The following is a 19,033-nucleotide window of genomic DNA, read 5'->3' on the forward strand; positions in this document are numbered from 1 at the left end:
CCGCCATACATCGCCCTCAGGAAGGACGACATGAACATATCTAAACACCGAAACGCACGATTACCCGCCACACATCGTTACCAAACGGGGGTACAACCGTACGCTTCGACGCAAAAAGGGCGGCCACCGGCATCTCACCGGTGACCGCCCTTTCAATAAGACGGACCGTGTCCGAACAACCCTACTTGCTCATATTGGCAGCGCGAACGGCGGCCTTCTTACGATCGATCGCATTGAGCAGACGCTTACGCAGGCGAATGTGCTTGGGCGTGACCTCGACCAGCTCGTCGTCGACGATGTACTCCAGCGCCTCCTCGAGCGTGAAGGTGCGAGGCGGAACCAGCTGGACGGAAATATCGGACGTGGAAGAACGCTGGTTACCCAGATTCTTGGTACGCGCAATGTTGACCACCATGTCACCCGGCTTGGAGCGCTCGCCCACGAGCATACCCTCATAGCACTCGGTGCCTGGCTCCACAAACAGCTGGCCGCGCTCCTGAAGCGTTCCGAGAGCATAGGCAACTGCCTTCTCGGTAGTCATCGAAATCATGGCGCCGTTGTTGCGGCCGCCGATATCGCCAGCGAAAGGACCATACTCAAGGAAGGTGTGATAGAACACGCCCTCACCGTGCGTAACGTTCATGATGCGGTTCTTGAGGCCCATGATGCCACGGGTCGGGATCTTGAACTCAAGATGCGTAACCGTACCGCTGGCGTCCATGTTGGTCATGATGCCACCGGCATTACCAAAGACCTCGACGACCTTACCCGAATACTCGTCGGGGCACTCGACAACAGCCTGCTCCACCGGCTCCATCTTGTTGCCGTTGGAATCCTGCTTAAACAGCACGCGGGGACGACCAACCTGGAACTCAAAGCCCTCGCGACGCATAGTCTCCATCAGAACGGAGAGATGCAGGATGCCGCGGCCGGAAACCTCGACGCCGGTCTTATCGGGCAGCTCCTCGATCTTCATGGTCACGTTGTTCTCGCGCTCGTTAAACAGACGCTCCTTGAGCTGACGGCCGCCGACGATGTCGCCGTCACGACCAACGAGCGGGGAAGTCGAAGGCTCAAAAACAATGGAAAGAGTCGGGGGATCGATCTCGATGGGATCAAGCTCAACGGGATTCTCGGGGTCGGTGTAGACGTCGCCGATATCGGTGGAATCAATGCCCACGACAGCGGCGATGTCGCCCGCGCCAACTTCTTTGCACTCAGTGCGGCCCAGATAGTCGAAGGTGAACAGCTGCTTGACCTGAGCGGTCTTTCGCTCGCCATCATTCTTGACCACAAGGATGTTGTCGCCGTCATGGATAGTACCGGAGTACACGCGGCCGATGCCAATGCGTCCGACAAAGTTCGAGTGATCGATGGTCACGCACTGCATGGCAAGAGGGCCATCCACATCGACCTCGGGAGCGGGCATGTCGTCGACAATCATGTCGAGCAGCGGATACATGTCCATGTTGCCATCGTTGGAGTCAAGGCGGGCAAAGCCGTTCATAGCGCTTGCGTAAACCACGTGCTCCATGGCGAATTCGAGCTGTTCGTCGGTAGCGCCCAGGTCGGCCATGAGGTCGAGGCAGTCGTTATACGCCTTCTCGGGATCGGCGCCAGGACGGTCGATCTTATTGATGACGATCATGATAGAAAGGCCGGTGTCGATAGCATGACGCAGCACGAACCTGGTCTGGGGCATAGGACCCTCAAACGCATCGACCAGCAACAGGGCACCATCGGCCATGCGCAGCACGCGCTCGACCTCACCGCCAAAATCGGCATGGCCCGGGGTGTCAAGAACGTTAATCTTCACGCCCTTGTACTCGATAGAGATGTTCTTGGCCAAGATAGTGATGCCGCGCTCGCGCTCCTGGTCGTTGGAGTCCAGCACGCGCTCCTGCACCTGCTGGTTGGCACGGAAGGCATCCGTTGCACGCAACAGCTTATCGACCAGCGTGGTCTTGCCGTGGTCAACGTGAGCGATGATCGCGATGTCCCTCAAGTGCTCTACACGCATACAGTTCCCCTTTGTCTACTATCGACATAACATGCAGCCAAAGCATAGGCGCTTCGACTGCGATTCGGCATAAAAAACTTCTCTATAGTAATAGAGTTTTATAGCAATGGAGGTTCTTCACCTGCGGGTTCAGGGTCGCTCCACATAAAGTTTTCGCCCTCGCCGGCATGTGAGAACAAAACATACGCCGAATAGGCGACGTCCATGCCGCATTCAAAGAAGCTCACCATGATGGCATCCTCGTAGCAGCCGTCGATATCGACGGCGCCCGTGTAGGCGATAGCATAGCGTTCGATGGGCCCCACGCCCTCTTCGCTGTAACCCTGGGCATGACCCTGCACAAAAGCCTCCGCAGCATCCAGACATTGTTCTTCACCGTCATCGGTAAATGCCGCCTGGAAGCAGTTGCTCTGAGCGTCCTCTATAGCCAGGACAACACCGGGGTCCTCCCCTTCAGCAAGGGAATCAAGATAGGCCCCCAACAGGTTACACACCATGCCATCGAGGGCTTCGGATACCGATCCGGTATCGCTTGGATTTTGTGCCATCGAGCAAGTCCCTTCCTGTTTGTCTTAGAGCTCCTGTGCCTGCTGGGCAATCTCCCGTGCACGGTCGCGCGTTCGCAGCAGCTCGAGAGAGCGCTGCTTTAATACACGGATCTGATTTCCGAGCATCACCACATCAACCCCGCCCCATAGGACAAGCATGGATGAAATGGAAAAGGCCAGCGCACCAACTGTACCACGAAGACGCGAGCTTACGAGTGCGACAACAAGGGAGATAACGAGCATGGTGATCCTGCCTTGACGCCGCTCCCTCATCGTGCGAAGGGAGGTAACCACCGCAAGACGCGCCGTCTCGGCAGCACGGGCGCGGATAGTCGCTTCGATATAGATATCTTGAGCCGTGGCGGTTGCAGAAGTAGATGCCGGGCGTCTTACCGCACGACCCCGCAAGAGTGTATCGCGCGCCTCGTTGATAACACGCATTTGCTGCTCCGCACGCTCGCGCAGACGTTTGCTCGTGCCGTACTTATCGGGATGGAGCATTTGAGCAAGCTCGCGATAGGCTGCCGTGATTTCATCTTGAGTAGCATCGCCCTCGAGCCCCAGCGCCGTCAATGCCTCTTCCCGCGTCATAGCACCTCCTAAATGCAACGATGTATCGATAGTAATTGTCACATAACGCCGGCACGAGCTTACGCGCGGCAGGTTTCTCCACTCAAAGGGTGGACAGACGCATGAGCTTTATATCTCCGGAGAATGGCGCACTCACGGGGTTCGATCCCGTGCACGGGTAACAAAAAAGCCGCAACCTCTCGGCTGCGGCCTTAATTTCAAATGGTGGAGGTTAGGGGGATCGCGCGCGGCGGGCCGCGCGGTGCGCTGCGGCGCGTGCGCGCCTTGCGTGCTGCGCTGGCGAACGCTTTCGCGTTCACTCAGCTCCGCACCCTCACGGGGTTCGATCCCGTGCACGGGCAACAAAAAAGCCGCAACCTCTCGGCTGCGGCCTTAATTTCAAATGGTGGAGGTTAGGGGGATCGAACCCCTGACCTCAGGCTTGCAAAGCCCGCGCTCTCCCAGCTGAGCTAAACCCCCACATCAGTAATAAACACCCCAGCGGCGACTCGGCTCTCGCTGGGGTGTCTATTGCGAAAGAAAAGGTGGTGGACCTGACAAGATTCGAACTTGTGACCTCCCGGTTATCAGCCGGACGCTCTAACCAACTGAGCTACAGGTCCATCGCGCGGTGACTATATTAGCCCAGGCCGTTTTTCTAAGTCAACGACTTTTTTAAAAAATTTTTTAGTTGGCTCATATATCGAAATCGCACGCGCTTTCCCCTTATTTTGGGTACTATTACTATCCGATTCAAGCAGGTGAAATATTCCTATCCCATCATCGTCTATAAGGAGGTGCCATAATGATCCGCGTTGATATCGAAACCATCGTTATGGCCGCCGGTCCACATCCGTCCCTCATCGTCCTACGCGAGCGCGAAACCTCAGAGTCAAACGAAGCCCCTCTTCGCGCCCTCTCCATCCAGACTGGGTCCTTCGAGGCCGCTGCGCTGAGCCAGGGAATTGACGGGAAGAACCCCGGACGACCTATCACACACGATTTCACCGTCAATGCCGTTAAAAAGCTTGGCGCCAAAATCGCTCGCGTTGAGATTTCCCACATGGAAACCCCGGTTTTCTTCGCCAACGTCATCATTCTCGATCAAAATGGCAAAGAGCACGCAGTCGATGCGCGCCCAAGCGATGCACTCGCTTTTGCTGTGCGCGTAAACGCCCCCATCTATGTTGAGGACGACATTATGAACCGCGCGGGCACCTTCTCATACCAGACCGACACGAACGATGAGGCGGAGCAGCAAAAATTCGACGAGTTCGTCCACACGCTCTCCCCCGACGACTTCTAGTCGACCCAGCTTTCTTACAGCAACATAAACCCTCGCCTCAAACACGAAGGGCCCATCCAATGGATGGACCCTTCTTTAGTCATCTTCTATGTCGACGATAAACCGGCTATTCGTCAATCAAATCCCCGGCAGGCTCTTCTGCCGCGCCATCGTCGCCAGAAGCCTCCTCGGGCTTTTCCTCGGCCTCTCCGGAAGCCTCAGCCTTCTCTGTAGCGCTCTCCATACGCGCAACGGCAGTCACGCGGTCGCCATCCGCCACAGTCATCATCTTGACACCCTGTGTCGCGCGACCAGTCTGAGAAATCTCGTCGGTCTTCACGCGAATCACCGTGGCTCCCTCGGTGACAATAAACAGCTCATGCTGCGGCCCCACGGTCTTCATTGCCGCCAGCTGGCCCTTGCGGTCGGTCATCTGAATGGTGAAGACGCCCTGGCCGCCGCGGTTTTGCTCAGGATAGTCGGCGACCGGAGTTCGTTTGCCAAAGCCGTGCTCGGTGATGACAAAGAGGTCGCCCGTACCGTTGGAAACCTCCATGCCCAGGACACTTGCGCCGTCTTTCATAGTGATGCCGCGCACACCGCTGGTATCGCGGCCGGTGACACGCACTTGATCCTCGCCGAAAACGATAGCCTTGCCCGCGGTCGTCGCCATGATGATCTTGTCGCCCTCGCGCACGCGGCGAACGTTGAGCAACGCATCGCCATCTTTTAGGTTGATGGCGATAATGCCATCGCGACGGCTGCGGTCGTAAGCGCTCATAACTGTCTTCTTAATCATGCCGCTGCTGGTTGCAAACAGCAGATATTCATCTTCGGGGAACTCGCGGCAAGAAATCACACTGGCAATCTTCTCGCCCTCTTCGAACGGCAGCAGGTTAACGATCGCCGTTCCGCGCGCCTGACGCGAACCTTCGGGAAGCTCGTGAACCTTAAGGCGATACACCTTGCCACGGTTGGAGAAGAAGAGCACGTACTCATGAGTACTGGCGATAAACATCTCTTCGATGACATCGTCTTCTTTCAAGCTCACGCCCGTGACGCCCTTGCCGCCGCGCTTTTGAGCACGATAGGCAGCCACAGGAATACGCTTGACGTAACCGGTATGGGTGATGGTGACGACCATATCCTCATCGGCAATGAGGTCCTCTACATCGAGGTTGCGCTCCGCCGCTGCGATCTTGGTGCGGCGCTTATCGCCAAACTTACGGGAGATCTCGCGCATCTCCTCTTTAATCACACCCAGAATCTTCTCCTCATGGGCAAGAAGGTCCTCGTAGTAGGCAATGGCGCGGCGCAGACCGTCCAGTTCTTCTTGGATCTTATCGCGCTCAAGACCGGTCAGGCGACGCAGCTTCATCTCAAGAATGGCGGTGGTCTGTTCGGTCGTGAAACCAAAGCGCTCGATCAGGCGAGCAGAAGCCTCGGAATCGGTACGCGAAGAACGGATAATCGAGATTACCTCGTCGATATGGTCGAGAGCCATGAGATAGCCCTCGAGGATGTGCGCGCGAGCTTGAGCCTTCTTAAGGTCAAAGCGCGTGCGGCGGGTAACGACATCAACCTGATGATCGATGTAGTACTGCAACATCTCGCGCAGGGAGAGACACTTGGGTACGCCGTTGACAAGCGCCAGGTTGTTGGCGCCAAACGTGGTCTGTAGCGAGGTGTACTTATAGAGGTTATTGAGAACAACCTGCGGGATAACATTCTTCTTGAGCTCGATGACAAGACGAATACCCTTCTGGTTCGACTCATCGCGCATATCGGAAATACCCTCGACGCGCTTCTCGTTAACCAGCTGAGCGATCTTTTCCTGCAGGGTGCCCTTGTTGACCATATAGGGGATCTCGGTGAACACCAGACGGTTGCGGCCCGTCTTGGTGGTCTCGACATGAGCCTTGGCGCGCACGGTGATGGAACCGCGACCAGTCTCATAGCTTTGACGAATACCGTCGGAGCCCATGATGATGGCGCCTGTCGGGAAATCGGGTCCCGGCATGATTTGCATGAGCTCGTCGACCGTCGCGTCTGGATTGTCGATGAGGTAGCAGGTCGCCTCAATTGCCTCGGTAAGGTTGTGCGGAGCGATATTCGTCGCCATGCCAACAGCAATACCCTGGCTGCCGTTGACCAGCAAGTTGGGGAAACGCGCCGGCAGGGCAACAGGCTCTGCCAGGGATTCGTCGTAGTTGGGCTGCCAGTCAACGGTGTCCTTTTGCAAATCGCGCAGGAGCTCCATGGCGGGTTTCGCCAAACGGCTCTCGGTGTAACGCATGGCAGCCGCGGAGTCGCCATCGATGTTGCCAAAGTTGCCATGGCCGTCGATGAGCGGGGTGCGCATCGAGAACCACTGGGCAAGACGCACCATCGTTTCGTAGACCGCCGAGTCACCGTGCGGGTGGTACTTACCGATTACTTCACCGACGGTCCAGGCAGACTTCTTGTGCGGGCGGTTGGGATAGATACCGCTCTCGTTCATCGCGTATAGGATACGACGGTGAACCGGCTTCAAGCCGTCACGAACATCCGGCAGGGCGCGGGCGGTGATGACCGACATCGAATACTCGATGAAGGACTGCTTCATTTCCTGACCGAACTCGGAAATCTGCAGCTGACCACCGTTGATATCCTCGCCGGCATCGGTACCGCGGTCCACGGCACCAAAGCTCTCCTCGAGCTCCGCGTCATCATCCTCTTCTTCGTCTTCGGCGTCGGGGTTATAGGAGTCGGGATCTCCGTCCTCTCCCTGTTCTGCCCGCGCGAGCAAACGGCGCAGATCGTCGGGCATGCCCTCCGACTGCTTGTTGTCGTTATTGTTCATATCTTCCGCCACGTACTACCTCCTTGGTTGGTCGTGGTTACGTTCATTCATGCAGCTGCTCAATCAACCCGTCCCAGAACTTTCACCGAGAGAAAAACGCTATCCTCCCGACAACGAAGACGGGTTTTCCAGGTGCCCGAGATTGCCTTGAAAGAGGAGGGAAGCGTACTTAGGTACGCGACCGTCGATTGAAGAGCAAGGTCGGGTGCCTGGGAAAGCCGCGCAGGTTAGGCATCCAGGAAGCGAGCGTCGTGGGCATGCTTCTCGATATACTCACGGCGATAGCTAACCTCGGAGCCCATGAGCTCTCGCACGGCGCGGTCGGCAGTGATGGCATCCTCGATAGTCACGCGCTGCAGAATACGGGTCTTGGGGTCCATGGTGGTCGAGGCAAGCTGCTTGGGATCCATCTCTCCCAGACCCTTGTAGCGCTGAACGGTGTAGCCCTTGCGCTTCTTGGTGATCTTGCCGCCCTCGGCCCTACCTTCTTCATCGCCATCGTCGGGGTTGAGGCCAAGACTGCGGATGGTATCGGCCAAGATCTCGTCTTCGGGCTGCCTGCCGTTGGGATAGACATAGTGAATCTTGTTGCGCACCTTGATGCCAAAGATCGGCGGGCACGCCACGTAGACATAGCCGGCATCGATCAACGGACGCATGTACTTGTAGAAAAACGTAAGCAGCAGGATACGGATATGGGCGCCGTCGACATCCGCATCGGTCATGATGATGATCTTGTGGTAGCGGGCCTTGGTGATATCAAAATCTCCGCCATCGCCCGAACCCGTAGTCACGCCGCAGCCAATGGCCGTGATGAGCGACTGAATGGTGTCGGAGGAGAAAGCTCGGTGATCGCCCACGCGCTCGACGTTCAAGATTTTGCCGCGCAGGGGCAAGATGGCTTGGATGTCTCGGCGGCGGCCGTCCTTAGCGGAGCCACCTGCCGAGTCGCCCTCTACAATGAAGAGCTCGGTCATCTCGGCATCACGCACCGAGCAGTCGGCAAGCTTTCCAGGGAGCGACGCGGTCTCGAGTAAGCTCTTGCGGCGCGTCGCCTCGCGTGCCTTGCGTGCCGCGTTGCGAGCTTTGGATGCCTGCTGGGCCTTCTTGACGATTTCACGACCCTGCTTGGGGTGCTCCTCAAGGTAATCGGTCAGACCGTCGGTGACGATCTTGAGCACCAGCGTACGCATAAAAGAGCTGCCGAGCTTAGCCTTGGTCTGACCCTCGAACTGCGGGTCGGCAAGCTTGACGGAGATGACGGCAGAAAGGCCCTCGCGCACGTCATCACCTGTGAGGTTGGATTCTTTCTCCTTGAGGATGCCCTGCTTGCGTGCATAGTCGTTGATCACACGTGTAAGCGCGGTGCGGAATCCTTCGAGATGCATACCTCCCTCGGGGGTGTAGATATCGTTGGCAAAGCTCATGACCGTCTCGGAATACGACGTATTCCACTGCAGGGCAACCTCGACATCTCCCATCCTATCAGTAGGAACTCCCTCTTCGGACGTTCCCTCGATATAGATGGGGTCCTTTAGGGCCTCAGGGACATCCTTGCCCTCATTGAGGAATTTGACGAAGTCGATAATACCTCCGGCATAGCAAAATTCCTCTACGCGCGGTGTGCTCTCACGCTCATCGGTGAGGACGATCTCGAGATTCTTATTCAAAAACGCCGTTTCCTGCAGGCGATTATGCAGGATGTCGAAGTCATAAACGGTGGTCTCGAAGATCTCCCCGTCAGGCCAGAAGGTCACGGACGTACCCGTTTCCTGGGAAGTTCCAACTTCCTTCATCTTTTCCACGGTATTGCCACGCGAGAACTGCATCTCGTAGATTTTGCCATCGCGCCTAACCTGTACGACCATCTTCTTTGACAAGGCATTAACAACCGAAACGCCAACGCCGTGCAAGCCACCCGACACCTTATAGGCGGAGTTATCAAACTTGCCGCCGGCATGCAGGATGGTCATAACGACCTCGAGAGTCGGGATCTTCTTGACCGGGTGCTCATCCACAGGAATACCGCGGCCATTGTCAACAACGGTGATGGAGTTGTCAGCATGCACCGTCACCAAAATCTTGGAGCAATACCCCGCCATGGCCTCGTCGACCGCGTTATCGACGATCTCCCATACCAGATGATGCAATCCGGAAGAGCTCGTCGAGCCGATATACATACCCGGACGCTTGCGAACGGCCTCAAGACCCTCAAGGATCTTAATTTCGTTGCCATCGTATGACTCTTCTTTAGCCACGCGCCAACTCCCTCTCTTTACGCAAATAGAGATAACCTTGCATATTCTAGCCTACATTCAGGGTCCTACATAAGGTACAAATAGCGCTCTGGGGCCACCAGAGGCCGAATATGGCTATTTCGTTGATTTGCGGGTCTTGTCTAGCGAAAGCCCCGCGCCCATCGCAGATTTAAGCGCTCTTTGAAGACCTTCATCCTTGATATGGGAAACACGAGCATCGATTGCGGCAACATCGGCAGAGGAAAGTTCGGCTCGAGGCAGACCTGCGCAAGGCGAGGACTTGACCTTGTTCGCAACGGAAGATGCCGCGCGCGGGGCTTCATATCCCTTTCGGGACAGTTTGAACACCAGAGCCGAGACGCGCACCCCACACGCCTCCATACGCGCACGGATAATCTCGCGCAAAACGGTGAGTTCGTTGACCCACGAGGAGCCGTCGACGTACACGATGAGCTCCCGCGTCTCGGGGACAAAGTGCAGGCCGCACACATGCTGACCCTCGCGCGTGCGGGCGCAAACGGTATTCCAGGCACGGTAAACCTCCCACGCCCGTTCTGCCTCTAAAAATGCTTCGCGCTTGGCAGGGGTTGCATCGTCGTAAATGCGGCGCCTCTCCTGCTCGAGGATGCTTCCGAGCCCCTGCGTGGCGCCAAAGCGATCACTTCTTCTCGCCATCGATATGCACCACCTTCGCGCGGTCTATAACATCGTTGGAAAAATAGCCCAGATTCGTCGTGGTGATGATCGTCTGAATCTCGCCTCGCACAAACCCGGTTATCGCCTCGCGGCGGCGCGCATCGAGCTCGCTCATCACGTCATCCAGGAGCAACATGGGGTATCTACCTAAAATATCGCTCGCCACCTCCGCCTCGGCGATTTTCCAAGCAAGCACAAGGCTTCTTTGCTGCCCTTGACTCGCAAAGTCGCGCGCTTCCCTTCCATCGATGGAAAAGGAGATCTCGTCACGATGCGGCCCCACCACCGTGATACCGCGGCGGCGCTCGTCCTCGGCTGCGCGGCCCAGGGCGCCACGGAAGAGCTCCTCTATCTCGGCACGCGAAGTCGATATGTCAATTTCTCCCACCGTCGACTGATAGGAAAGGCCGAGGGCTTCGGTGGGCGCGATGGCACGGTAGGCGTCAACCATGCGCAAGCGAATGCGCTCGAGTAGCGACAGCCGATGGGAAAGCAGGGCGGAGCCCGTCTGTACCAACGCTTCGTCCCATGCCCCCAACAAGTCGGTGGGAACGGGATATTCTTTGAGCAGACTGTTGCGCTGCTCGACGATGCGAGCATATGACGAAACCAGATGGGCGTAGCGATCGTTGAGCTGAATGCCGAAATCGTCGAGCGCAGCCCTGCGATGCGAAGCTGCGCGCTTGATCATATCGAGGTGGTCGGGGCAGAACAATATGCTTGGAACCAAGCCCCGCATCCCGGCGGCCGAAGTACGTTTGCCGTTTGAGAAGAAGCTCTTCTTTCCCTCGGAACAGACAAGCGCGTGCTCGACCCGCCGTCCCTCGCCCGTAAACGAAAGATCGATACGACAAGTGCCCTCGCCGTTGCGCACCAGCTGAGATGCCGTGGGACGGCGAAACGATTGTCCCGCCGTCAACAGCTGAACCGACTCTATGAGGTTGGTCTTCCCCACCGCATTGCGGCCGATGAGAATCGTGATATCGGGGTCGAGCTCGACATCAAATTCCTTAAAGCTGCGGTAGTTATGCACCGAAAGAGTGCGTGCGAGCACATCCATTAGACACGAACGGGCATGACCAGATAGATGTAGTTGATCTTGTCATAAGACTTAAAGACGCCCGGACGTCCCTCGGTAAGCTCAAGCGTGATCTCTTTCTCGTGGCCAAGCGCATTCAGGCAACCAAAGATGTAGCTGTAGTTGAATCCAACCATGCAGTTGGTTCCCTCAACAGCGGTCTCGATCGTCTCGCTCGCCTGATCTTGATCGCTGGAGTACGCAGACAGCGTAAGGGTGTTTGCATCGGTGTCCACATCGAAGCGAACGGCAGAGTTCGAAGGCGCAACAACGGTGACGCGCTTGAGTACAGCATTAAAAGAGGAGACGTCGAGATTGACCGAAGTCGAACAGGTATCAGGCAAAAGACCCTTATAGTCCGGGAACATACCCTCGATGCGGCGCGCCACATATGTCGTGTTCTCGGCCATGAAAACAACTTGGTTGTCGGTGGCGCCCACAGTGATGGTGCCATGGGCGGGAGCGATGGACAGGGCATCATTGAAGGCGTCGGAAGGAACAATGAGCTCAAAGCTCCCCTCGAGCGAGGAAGTCTCCACCTGCGTATCGCACACCGCAAGACGATATGCGTCGGTGGCCACCAGGCGCAGCATGTTATTTTCAACCGTCATCTGCACGCCGGTGAGAACCTGACGGTTCTTATCGGTAGAGGTGACGCGCCAAACACGCGATACCATTTCGGACAAAATGTCGGTAGGAAGTTCGACAGAACGCTCAAGAGCAAGTGTGGGGAACTCTGGGAAATCGACTGCATCGAGCGTGTTCAACCTAAAGGAGCTCTTGGCGCAGGTGATGGAAACCTGTCGATCTTCCACAACAAAGTTAACCGGCGCGTCAGGAAGCGTCTTTGTAATACTGGCGAGCATCTTGCAGGGAACAACCACGCGACCAGGTTCATCCACACGGGCGGCAACACGATGACGAATAGAGATGGTGTAGTTGCTTGTTTGGAACTCAAGAACACCGTCTTCCGCTTTGATGAGAACGCCGGAGAGGATGGGAAGTGTAGATGCACTCGCAATGCCCTTTTGTACGATGGCGAGAGCATCTGCGAGAGAAGACTGACTGACGGTGAAGCGCATCTCTATTACCTTTCTTCTATATATAGATAAATCTAATAATAGTAATAAGACGGTGGAAGAAGTTGACTACTGGCATTTTCGCAGGTAAAAGGCTTTTTCTTTTCAGCTTTCCACCTGTTGACAACGCCCGTTCTTTTCAACAGCCTGCACGCGCACGAAATCTTTCAACGCGTTCCCAGAAGTTGCCGACAAGTTTCCCTCTTCTTTTCCGTTACTTTTCAACAATGATTATGACTTAAGGATGATCTTGTTCTTGAGCTGTGCGAGCTCCTCGCCAAAATTAGCATCCTCTCGAAGTTTTCCTTCCACGACGCTGATACTGTGGACAATGGTGGCGTGGTCTCGTCCAAATACTGCTCCGAGGGCGGCCTGGGATTTCACATCACACATGTCATTTACCAGGTAGATAGCAACATGACGGGCAAACGCGATTGTTTTTTGCCTCTTTCTGCCAATCATGTCCTCATGGCTGATGTTGTAATAGCCTTCCACGACAGACTGCACGGTTTTGGGCGCAATAACCTTTCTCGCTGTATCGAAGTACTCGTTTGCCACCGCATCGATATCCTCTGCGGACAGCTCTTTTCCAGCCTGTTCTTTTTCATAAGAGAGGCTGGCGCAGCGCTCGCAGAAGCTTTCGAGCTCGCGGATGTTGTTGCCCGATACCTCCGCCATATGCTTGAGATGATCTTCGGTGAGGTGCCCTTCGTGCATCTGCAAGTTGGAGAAAATCGATGGCACACCGGCTGCGGGAAGTTCGTGCGTATTGGAAGCCATTCGCTTGCAATAGTTTTGCAAGATGAGGTACTTCATTTCGAATCCAGGCTCAGAGATAAGGCAGAGCATGCCGGAGCTAAAGCGGCTCGTGAGGCGCTCATCCATGCCAAGGTCTTTTGGCGCGCGGTCTGAGGCGATGACGATTTTCTTGTTTTCGCGAATGTATTCGTCCATCAAGCTAAAAAAGTAGTCGATGCTCGCCTGCTTACCGATGATGTTTTGAATATCGTCGATGATCAAGACGTTGGCCTCGTGATATTCGCGAAGGATGCTGTGCCCGTCGTTTTTTTGCTTGGCAACTTCGTTAATAAAGTCATCGATATAGGTCTGGCTATTGGCGTATTTAACCGTGATCTCGGGTTTGTCGACCGCCAAGAAGTTTTTGATTGCAAACAGAAGATGCGTTTTGCCCAAGCCCGATTTTCCGTAGATGAAAAGTGATGTGCACTCGCCCGGCACCTCCACGCTTGCTGTGAAACGTAGAGCGGATTGATACGCATGCCTGTTTTCCACACCTGGGACGAAGGTGTCGAAGGTGAACTTCGAGTTAATGCCCGTGGCGGGCCCGATTGTCTTTGCCTGTTGAGGTTCTTCGACAGGTGTGGTTTCACGTGAAGCAATCGGTGCCGTCTCCTGCTGTTTTATGCTGTTCATCATGCGCTGAAACATCTCGGGCGTCATCGTGTTGTTGACTTTGACGCTTGTGGGCTCTGCGTCTCGGTTGGTCCGATGCGGCATCGGTATATCGGAAAACGCGCTCGCTTGCGCTGCGAAGCCGCGGTTTTCAACTGATTTTGAAGATACGTTCGCCTCTTGGGCTGCGGGTGCTGCCGCTGGTGAATATGCTGCTTGGACAGATGCCTGGGGCACCGGCGGCTGTACTTGTGCCGGCGCGGGCATCGCGGGGACCTCGACTCTGAGTGCCATCGGTGCAAAGGTAATCTCTTCCAGATAGCGCTCTATCGTCTCCTGCTGCTTGAGCAGGTAGGTTGATGCAAACCTGCTTGGAACCTGCAGAGTGAGAGACTCGTCGTCCAGCGACACGGGGACGGATTGACCGAGCATGTTGATGAGTCGCGTGTCGAGCCCATCGCGCTGGCAAAACGAGATGATGTCATCGAGGAGAATCTGGGCCTCGTTATCCATTGTTCACATCCTCTCGGGGCATCTGTTCTTCCATCCATGCTCGGCCTGTGTCGGTGAGCATGTACTTTTGACCGTGCTTGTGGATAAAGCCCGATCTTTGAAGGTTGGAGAGCTCTCGTGACCATGTGGCCGGAGACGATCCAAATACGTGTCCTAGGTCGGTGGGTCCGCAGGTGGCGTTGGACATCAGGAAAGATAGGGCCTGCTGACCGCGGGGGCTGACAAAAATTGCATTCGCCTGCACTGCCGGCCCGCCCATTGTGGGCATGCCCATTGCGGGCGTTGCCTGCTGGTATGCCTGTTGGGGAACCGCTGGGTATCCTTGCTGGGGAAATCCCGGCGTCGTGTATCCCTGTTGAGGAAATCCCTGCTGAGGGTAGGCGGCGGGGATGTATGCGCCTTGCATTCTGTAGGGTTGTTGATACGGGGGCTGCATGCCCTGCTGGCCATATTGCATCTGATATTGCCATGCTCCCGGCTGCTGCGGCATCATCTGCTGCCATTGCTGCTGCATGCCCGCGGTGGGCATCCCCGGCGCCCCCATTGCCCCTGTCGCTCCCGCGCCCGTGGACATATCCATGGGGTGAGGTACCGCGCCCCTGATTGCCCCCGATGTATGGGACATCGAGATCTCGTTTACACGAGCCGGGTCGAGCGTGACTGTCACCACGGTTCCGCCATTGAGGTTGTCCTCGATAGAAACGATCCCCCCTGCATTTTCAAGATATTGTTGAACCAGGGGAAAGCCCGCTCCCGTGCCGCGGATATAACGCTTTTGGTCGCTATCGGCAGATGTGATGCCAAACTCGAAGGCTAGCTCTTTATCCTCGATTCCCGGTCCCTGATCTGCAAAACGAATTGTGTTTCCCCCATCGAGAATCGAGATGATCGGTTCCATGAAATGGGCGTGGATGAAGTTTTCCACGATTTCACGGATAACCATCACCGAGATGGAGCCGCCTTGCTCTTTCATATTTTTATACACCGTGTTGGTGATTTCCTCGAGGTAGGGGCGTGTTGCCTGCGGGGAGATGACAATGACGCGCGGTGTCGAGAACATATCGTCATAGATAGCGATGCGCGTGGCGTAGCTCACGCTCGCGGTCTCCTCCTGCTCGGAGGCGTGATGTTGTTGCGCTTTACCGGTGAGATGGGCGTTATCGGGTGCCGGATCCCCCGAGTCCACAAAGGGGTAGAAATCGTCTGACATCGTTTTCTTTCTCAACAGTTTTCTCGTGTCTTCAAGGATAGCAGCAACGTGCATAAGGTTTTTTCAGTTTTCAACAACTTTTCCCAAATGGATGAAAAGTGAAAAAACGCAATGAAAAGTTATCAACGCTTTCAACGTGAGCTGTTGAAAACTTGAGAAAAAAGCATGAAAAAGTGTGAAAACAATCGTTGAGTGTTTTAAAAGGTTTGAAAAACGTGAAGAAACCTATGGTGACTTGGGTTCTTTTAGATTCTTTTGATTGACATCGGCGCATCATATTCCCTACAATTTCAAAGCTCAGGTGTCTAAATCGTGAACTCACGAAATGCAGCAGGAGGATTTTTACCATGAAGCGTACTTACCAACCTAATAAGCGCAAGCGTGCTAAGACTCACGGCTTCCGTGCTCGTATGGCTACCAAGGGCGGCCGCGCCGTGCTCGCTCGCCGTCGTGCCAAGGGCCGCAAGCGTCTGACCGTCAGCGATAAATAAGCGCATGCTTCTCGCATGAGGACATTGAAGTCTCGAAAAGATTTCGAGCATGTGTTCACGCAGGGGAAGCGGTATAACCATCCCCTGATAAGAATGGTTATATGTGGTTCAAGCAACGAAGGCGATCCAGGTCGGGTCGCCTTCGTTGCTGCCAAAAGGCTGGGTTGCGCCGTTGTGCGCAATCGCTCTAAGCGCGTTTTGAGAGAAGCCGCACGTACGTGTCGCCTACCGAGAGATGGGTACGAGATCATTCTATTTGCAACCCCCAAGACCCGCACATCCTCTCCCGCAGAGATGACGGCGGCTCTTGAGTCCTTATGTGTTCGGGCTGGTTTGGATGGATAGTGCGCGTCGGTCGCCTCTTCAGCGCGCGGCCATAGCGCTCATTCGGTGCTATCAGCGTTATATTTCACCCCTCCTACCCGATTCATGTATATACTTCCCCACATGTTCGCAATATGCTGTCGAAGCTGTGGGCAAGTATGGTGTTCTTAAAGGCTGCTGGCTTGGATTGCGCCGCATTCTTCGGTGCAATCCCTTGCATGACGGCGGCTATGATCCCGTGCCGTGAGGCATGATTCGTATCGGAGGATTATTACATGTGGGATTGGATCGTTAACGTCCTTTTTCAGATTCTTGCGTTGATTCAGCAGTTTGCTGTCGACTGGGGTCTGTCCATCATCATCTTGGTTGTCATCATTCGTTTGCTCTTGACGCCGCTGATGATCAAGTCGAGCAAGTCTACCGCTCGCATGCAGGTGCTTACTCCTAAGATTCAGGAGATTCAGGAGCGCTATGCCGACGACCCACAGCGTCAGTCGCGGGAGATGCAGAAGTTTTACGCCGAGAATAAGTTCAGCCCCTTTGGCGGCTGCTTGCCTTTGCTGATTCAGATGCCCATCCTGTGCGCCCTGTTTACGCTTCTCCAGCACCTTGGTGATTACTTTGACGGAGAGACCTTCTCCTTCTATGGCATCCTTCCCAACCTTCAGACCTCTGTTGCCGCTACCTTGCCTCAGGGTTTTGGCGTTGCCGCACCGTATGTCGTCGCGTTGCTGCTTTTTGCCGTTCTGACGCTTATTCCGCAGCTCTATATGTCTCGCAACCAGACGGGCGCTCAGGCTCAGACCGTAAAGACCACGGCCATCATCATGTCTTTCTTCATGCTGTTCATTGGCTGGAGCCTTCCTGCCGGTGTTCTTCTGTACTACGATGTATCCTCCGCTTGGCAGGTTGTCCAGCAGATCTTCGTTACCCAGAAGGTTATCGATAAGGCGAAGGCCGAGGAAGAGGAGCGTATGGCCAATGCTCCTATCGAGGTCGATGTTGTTCGCCGTGAGCACAAGCCGCGTCCGCACAAGAAGAAGTAATTATTAGGTACCTAATAATTGGAGTGTTTCATGTCTGATATCAACGAGGAAACGTCTACTGAGTATTCAGGTGACTATCCGGAAATCGCCGCAGCATATAAAGCAGGCGAAGAGCTCACTGATGAGCAGCTCGACACCATCGCTGATGTTGCTATCTCTATTCTTCGTTCTATCCTTGGCTATTTTGACGCTTCCGATTCCCCCATCGATGAGTATGAGGGTGATGAAGGAGAGCTCATTCTCGATGTGACCGCCCCCGATCTTGCGGTTCTTATCGGTCGTCATGGCCGTACCCTGGAATCCCTTCAGACGATGTTTTCGCTTCTGGTGAGTCGTCGTCTTGGGTTCCGCTATCCGGTTTCTGTTGACGTCGAGGGATATAAGAGCCGTCGTCATGACAAGGTTATTTCCATGGCTCACTCCGCTGCCGCACGCGCAGTGCGTCAGCATTCCACTGTTAGCCTTCCGCCTATGAGTGCTTATGAGCGTCGTCTTGTTCATATCGCTCTTCGTGAGAACAAGAAGGTCGATACTCACTCCGAAGGTTCGGACCCCGAGCGTCGTGTTGTTATTACCGTGGCATAAGTATTTATTTATATGCTTGAAAGAGGGTCAGTAATGACCCTCTTTTTTTGACTGAAATTCTTGTTACACTGATTTCAGTCAAAATTGATTAAGGAGTAGCTATGTCTGGTCGCCCCATCGTTCTGCAAGAGCTTGAGTATACGGACCAGGAGATCAAGGTTTTGACGGAAAAGCTCCTTGATGCCTGTTCGAGCTTTAATATCACTCTTACTTCTCGACAAGCTCAAGATTGTCTTATGCATCTTCTCTATGTTGAGCAGGTCAATTCTTACATTAATCTCACGCGTATTACCGATCTTGATGAAGCGATTATTCTTCATCTTCTTGATTCTCTTGTCCTTGCTCGGTATTTTGATTCCTCTGATCTTACCTATCTCGATATGGGCACTGGTGCTGGTTTCCCAGGTATTCCATTGGCTATTGCTACCGGGGCCACGGGGACGCTTATTGACTCTGTCGGAAAGAAAATAAATGCTGTTAACGCTATTATTCGGAAGCTTCAGCTTGATCGGGCAACTGCTGTTCATACTCGCATCGAGGAATATGCGATTCAAAATAAAGGATGCTTTGATATCGTTGTTGCAAGAGCTCTTGCAAGCATGCCGATCCTTATTGAATATGCAACCCCTTTTTTACGTGAACGAGGACGTCTCATTATTTCAAAAGGCAACCCAGAAGATAATGAGTTGGTTTCTGCCCAGCAGGCTGCTTCCATCTGTGGTCTTACATTGGTTCGAACCGATACATTTGACCTTCCTTTTGATTTAGGTCATCGAGAATTTTTCTTGTTTGAACGTGTTTCCAAGCCCTCCATTTCCTTACCTCGTCAAAATGGAATGGCTCGTAAGAATCCTCTTGCATAATGTTTCACGTGAAACAATCAAACGAGACTGTTTTTTATCATTGATTTAGTTTATCTTTGCTAAATCCAGTAAAGCACTTGGATCTATATACGAGCGCTTATTTTTATTCAGTTAAAAAGAACAAGTTGATCAATTAAATGATGGAGCTCTAATGCACGAACCCTATAGAGACTTTAGTAACCTTCTCTGTTCTTGCGGTTTATGCACTGCGG

17 protein-coding genes and 2 tRNA genes are annotated in these 19,033 nt (G+C 54.4%); 7 read left to right on the forward strand and 12 right to left on the reverse strand.

Translation table 11 applies throughout. From position 1 onward, the window contains the following. Positions 1-181: 181 nt before the first annotated feature. The 5 genes from typA to BQ9843_RS05355 form a co-directional block, all read right to left on the reverse strand. Positions 182-2,020, reverse strand: coding sequence for a translational GTPase TypA (gene typA / locus BQ9843_RS05335; RefSeq protein WP_075844198.1), 1,839 nt, complete (start codon positions 2,018-2,020; stop codon positions 182-184). Between the two features lie 98 nt (positions 2,021-2,118). Further along, positions 2,119-2,568 carry a hypothetical protein gene (locus BQ9843_RS05340; protein WP_022386548.1) on the reverse strand — a complete coding sequence of 150 codons (450 nt, stop codon included), beginning with the start codon at positions 2,566-2,568 and terminating at the stop codon, positions 2,119-2,121. A gap of 24 nt (positions 2,569-2,592) precedes the next feature. Then, positions 2,593-3,159, reverse strand: a complete 567-nt coding sequence (locus tag BQ9843_RS05345; RefSeq protein WP_075844199.1) for a J domain-containing protein — start codon at positions 3,157-3,159, stop codon at positions 2,593-2,595. A 383-nt stretch (positions 3,160-3,542) separates the two neighbouring features. Further along, positions 3,543-3,618 (reverse strand) — tRNA-Ala (locus BQ9843_RS05350). Positions 3,619-3,684: 66 nt separating this feature from the next. After that, positions 3,685-3,761: transfer RNA gene (locus tag BQ9843_RS05355), tRNA-Ile, on the reverse strand. Positions 3,762-3,943: 182 nt separating this feature from the next. On the opposite strand from BQ9843_RS05355, the gene BQ9843_RS05360 reads away from it, so the two are divergent. Further along, positions 3,944-4,444 (forward strand): bifunctional nuclease family protein, encoded by a 501-nt coding sequence (locus BQ9843_RS05360; RefSeq protein WP_075844200.1) that lies wholly within the window; start codon positions 3,944-3,946, stop codon positions 4,442-4,444. A gap of 106 nt (positions 4,445-4,550) precedes the next feature. Here BQ9843_RS05360 and gyrA read toward each other — a convergent pair whose 3' ends face one another. The 7 genes from gyrA to BQ9843_RS05395 all read right to left on the reverse strand — a co-directional run bounded on the left by gyrA (position 4,551) and on the right by BQ9843_RS05395 (position 15,566). Next, positions 4,551-7,265, reverse strand: coding sequence for a DNA gyrase subunit A (gene gyrA / locus BQ9843_RS05365; protein ID WP_075844327.1), 2,715 nt, complete (start codon positions 7,263-7,265; stop codon positions 4,551-4,553). 227 nt (positions 7,266-7,492) lie between these two features. Next, entirely contained in the window at positions 7,493-9,523 is a 2,031-nt protein-coding gene (gene gyrB / locus BQ9843_RS05370) for a DNA topoisomerase (ATP-hydrolyzing) subunit B (protein WP_075844201.1), read from the reverse strand. A gap of 114 nt (positions 9,524-9,637) precedes the next feature. Next, positions 9,638-10,198, reverse strand: coding sequence for a hypothetical protein (locus BQ9843_RS05375; protein WP_075844202.1), 561 nt, complete (start codon positions 10,196-10,198; stop codon positions 9,638-9,640). Beyond that, on the reverse strand, positions 10,182-11,252 hold the full coding sequence (gene recF / locus BQ9843_RS05380) for a DNA replication/repair protein RecF (RefSeq protein WP_407641412.1): 1,071 nt from the start codon (positions 11,250-11,252) through the stop codon (positions 10,182-10,184). The genes BQ9843_RS05375 and recF overlap by 17 nt, the downstream gene beginning before the upstream one ends. Positions 11,253-11,278: 26 nt before the next feature. Then, positions 11,279-12,379, reverse strand: coding sequence for a DNA polymerase III subunit beta (gene dnaN, locus BQ9843_RS05385; RefSeq protein WP_022387168.1), 1,101 nt, complete (start codon positions 12,377-12,379; stop codon positions 11,279-11,281). A 228-nt stretch (positions 12,380-12,607) separates the two neighbouring features. Beyond that, positions 12,608-14,302, reverse strand: a complete 1,695-nt coding sequence (locus BQ9843_RS05390; protein ID WP_075844204.1) for a DnaA ATPase domain-containing protein — start codon at positions 14,300-14,302, stop codon at positions 12,608-12,610. Next, positions 14,295-15,566, reverse strand: coding sequence for an ATP-binding protein (locus BQ9843_RS05395; RefSeq protein WP_230205608.1), 1,272 nt, complete (start codon positions 15,564-15,566; stop codon positions 14,295-14,297). The genes BQ9843_RS05390 and BQ9843_RS05395 overlap by 8 nt, the downstream gene beginning before the upstream one ends. Before the next feature lie 293 nt (positions 15,567-15,859). Here BQ9843_RS05395 and rpmH point away from each other — a divergent pair, with 293 nt between their 5' ends. The 6 genes from rpmH (at position 15,860) to rsmG (ending at position 18,821) form a co-directional block, all read left to right on the forward strand. Beyond that, positions 15,860-16,003, forward strand: a complete 144-nt coding sequence (gene rpmH, locus BQ9843_RS05400) for a 50S ribosomal protein L34 (RefSeq protein ID WP_022387171.1) — start codon at positions 15,860-15,862, stop codon at positions 16,001-16,003. Between the two features lie 15 nt (positions 16,004-16,018). After that, complete coding sequence (rnpA, locus tag BQ9843_RS05405) at positions 16,019-16,348, forward strand: ribonuclease P protein component (protein ID WP_075844205.1); 330 nt, start codon at positions 16,019-16,021, stop codon at positions 16,346-16,348. Further along, positions 16,341-16,574 (forward strand): membrane protein insertion efficiency factor YidD, encoded by a 234-nt coding sequence (gene yidD / locus BQ9843_RS05410; RefSeq protein ID WP_075844206.1) that lies wholly within the window; start codon positions 16,341-16,343, stop codon positions 16,572-16,574. The genes rnpA and yidD overlap by 8 nt, the downstream gene beginning before the upstream one ends. Positions 16,575-16,602: 28 nt before the next feature. Beyond that, a complete protein-coding gene (locus BQ9843_RS05415) occupies positions 16,603-17,373 on the forward strand; it encodes a YidC/Oxa1 family membrane protein insertase (protein ID WP_075844207.1) in 771 nt (256 codons plus the stop codon). Positions 17,374-17,403: 30 nt separating this feature from the next. Next, the gene (locus tag BQ9843_RS05420; protein WP_075844208.1) at positions 17,404-17,958 is read left to right on the forward strand and encodes a Jag family protein; all 555 of its coding nucleotides are present in this window, start codon (positions 17,404-17,406) and stop codon (positions 17,956-17,958) included. A gap of 101 nt (positions 17,959-18,059) precedes the next feature. Beyond that, positions 18,060-18,821 (forward strand): 16S rRNA (guanine(527)-N(7))-methyltransferase RsmG, encoded by a 762-nt coding sequence (gene rsmG / locus BQ9843_RS05425; protein ID WP_083647939.1) that lies wholly within the window; start codon positions 18,060-18,062, stop codon positions 18,819-18,821. Positions 18,822-19,033: the final 212 nt, after the last annotated feature.

This window comes from Collinsella bouchesdurhonensis (genome assembly GCF_900155365.1).
GTDB lineage: Bacteria > Actinomycetota > Coriobacteriia > Coriobacteriales > Coriobacteriaceae > Collinsella > Collinsella bouchesdurhonensis.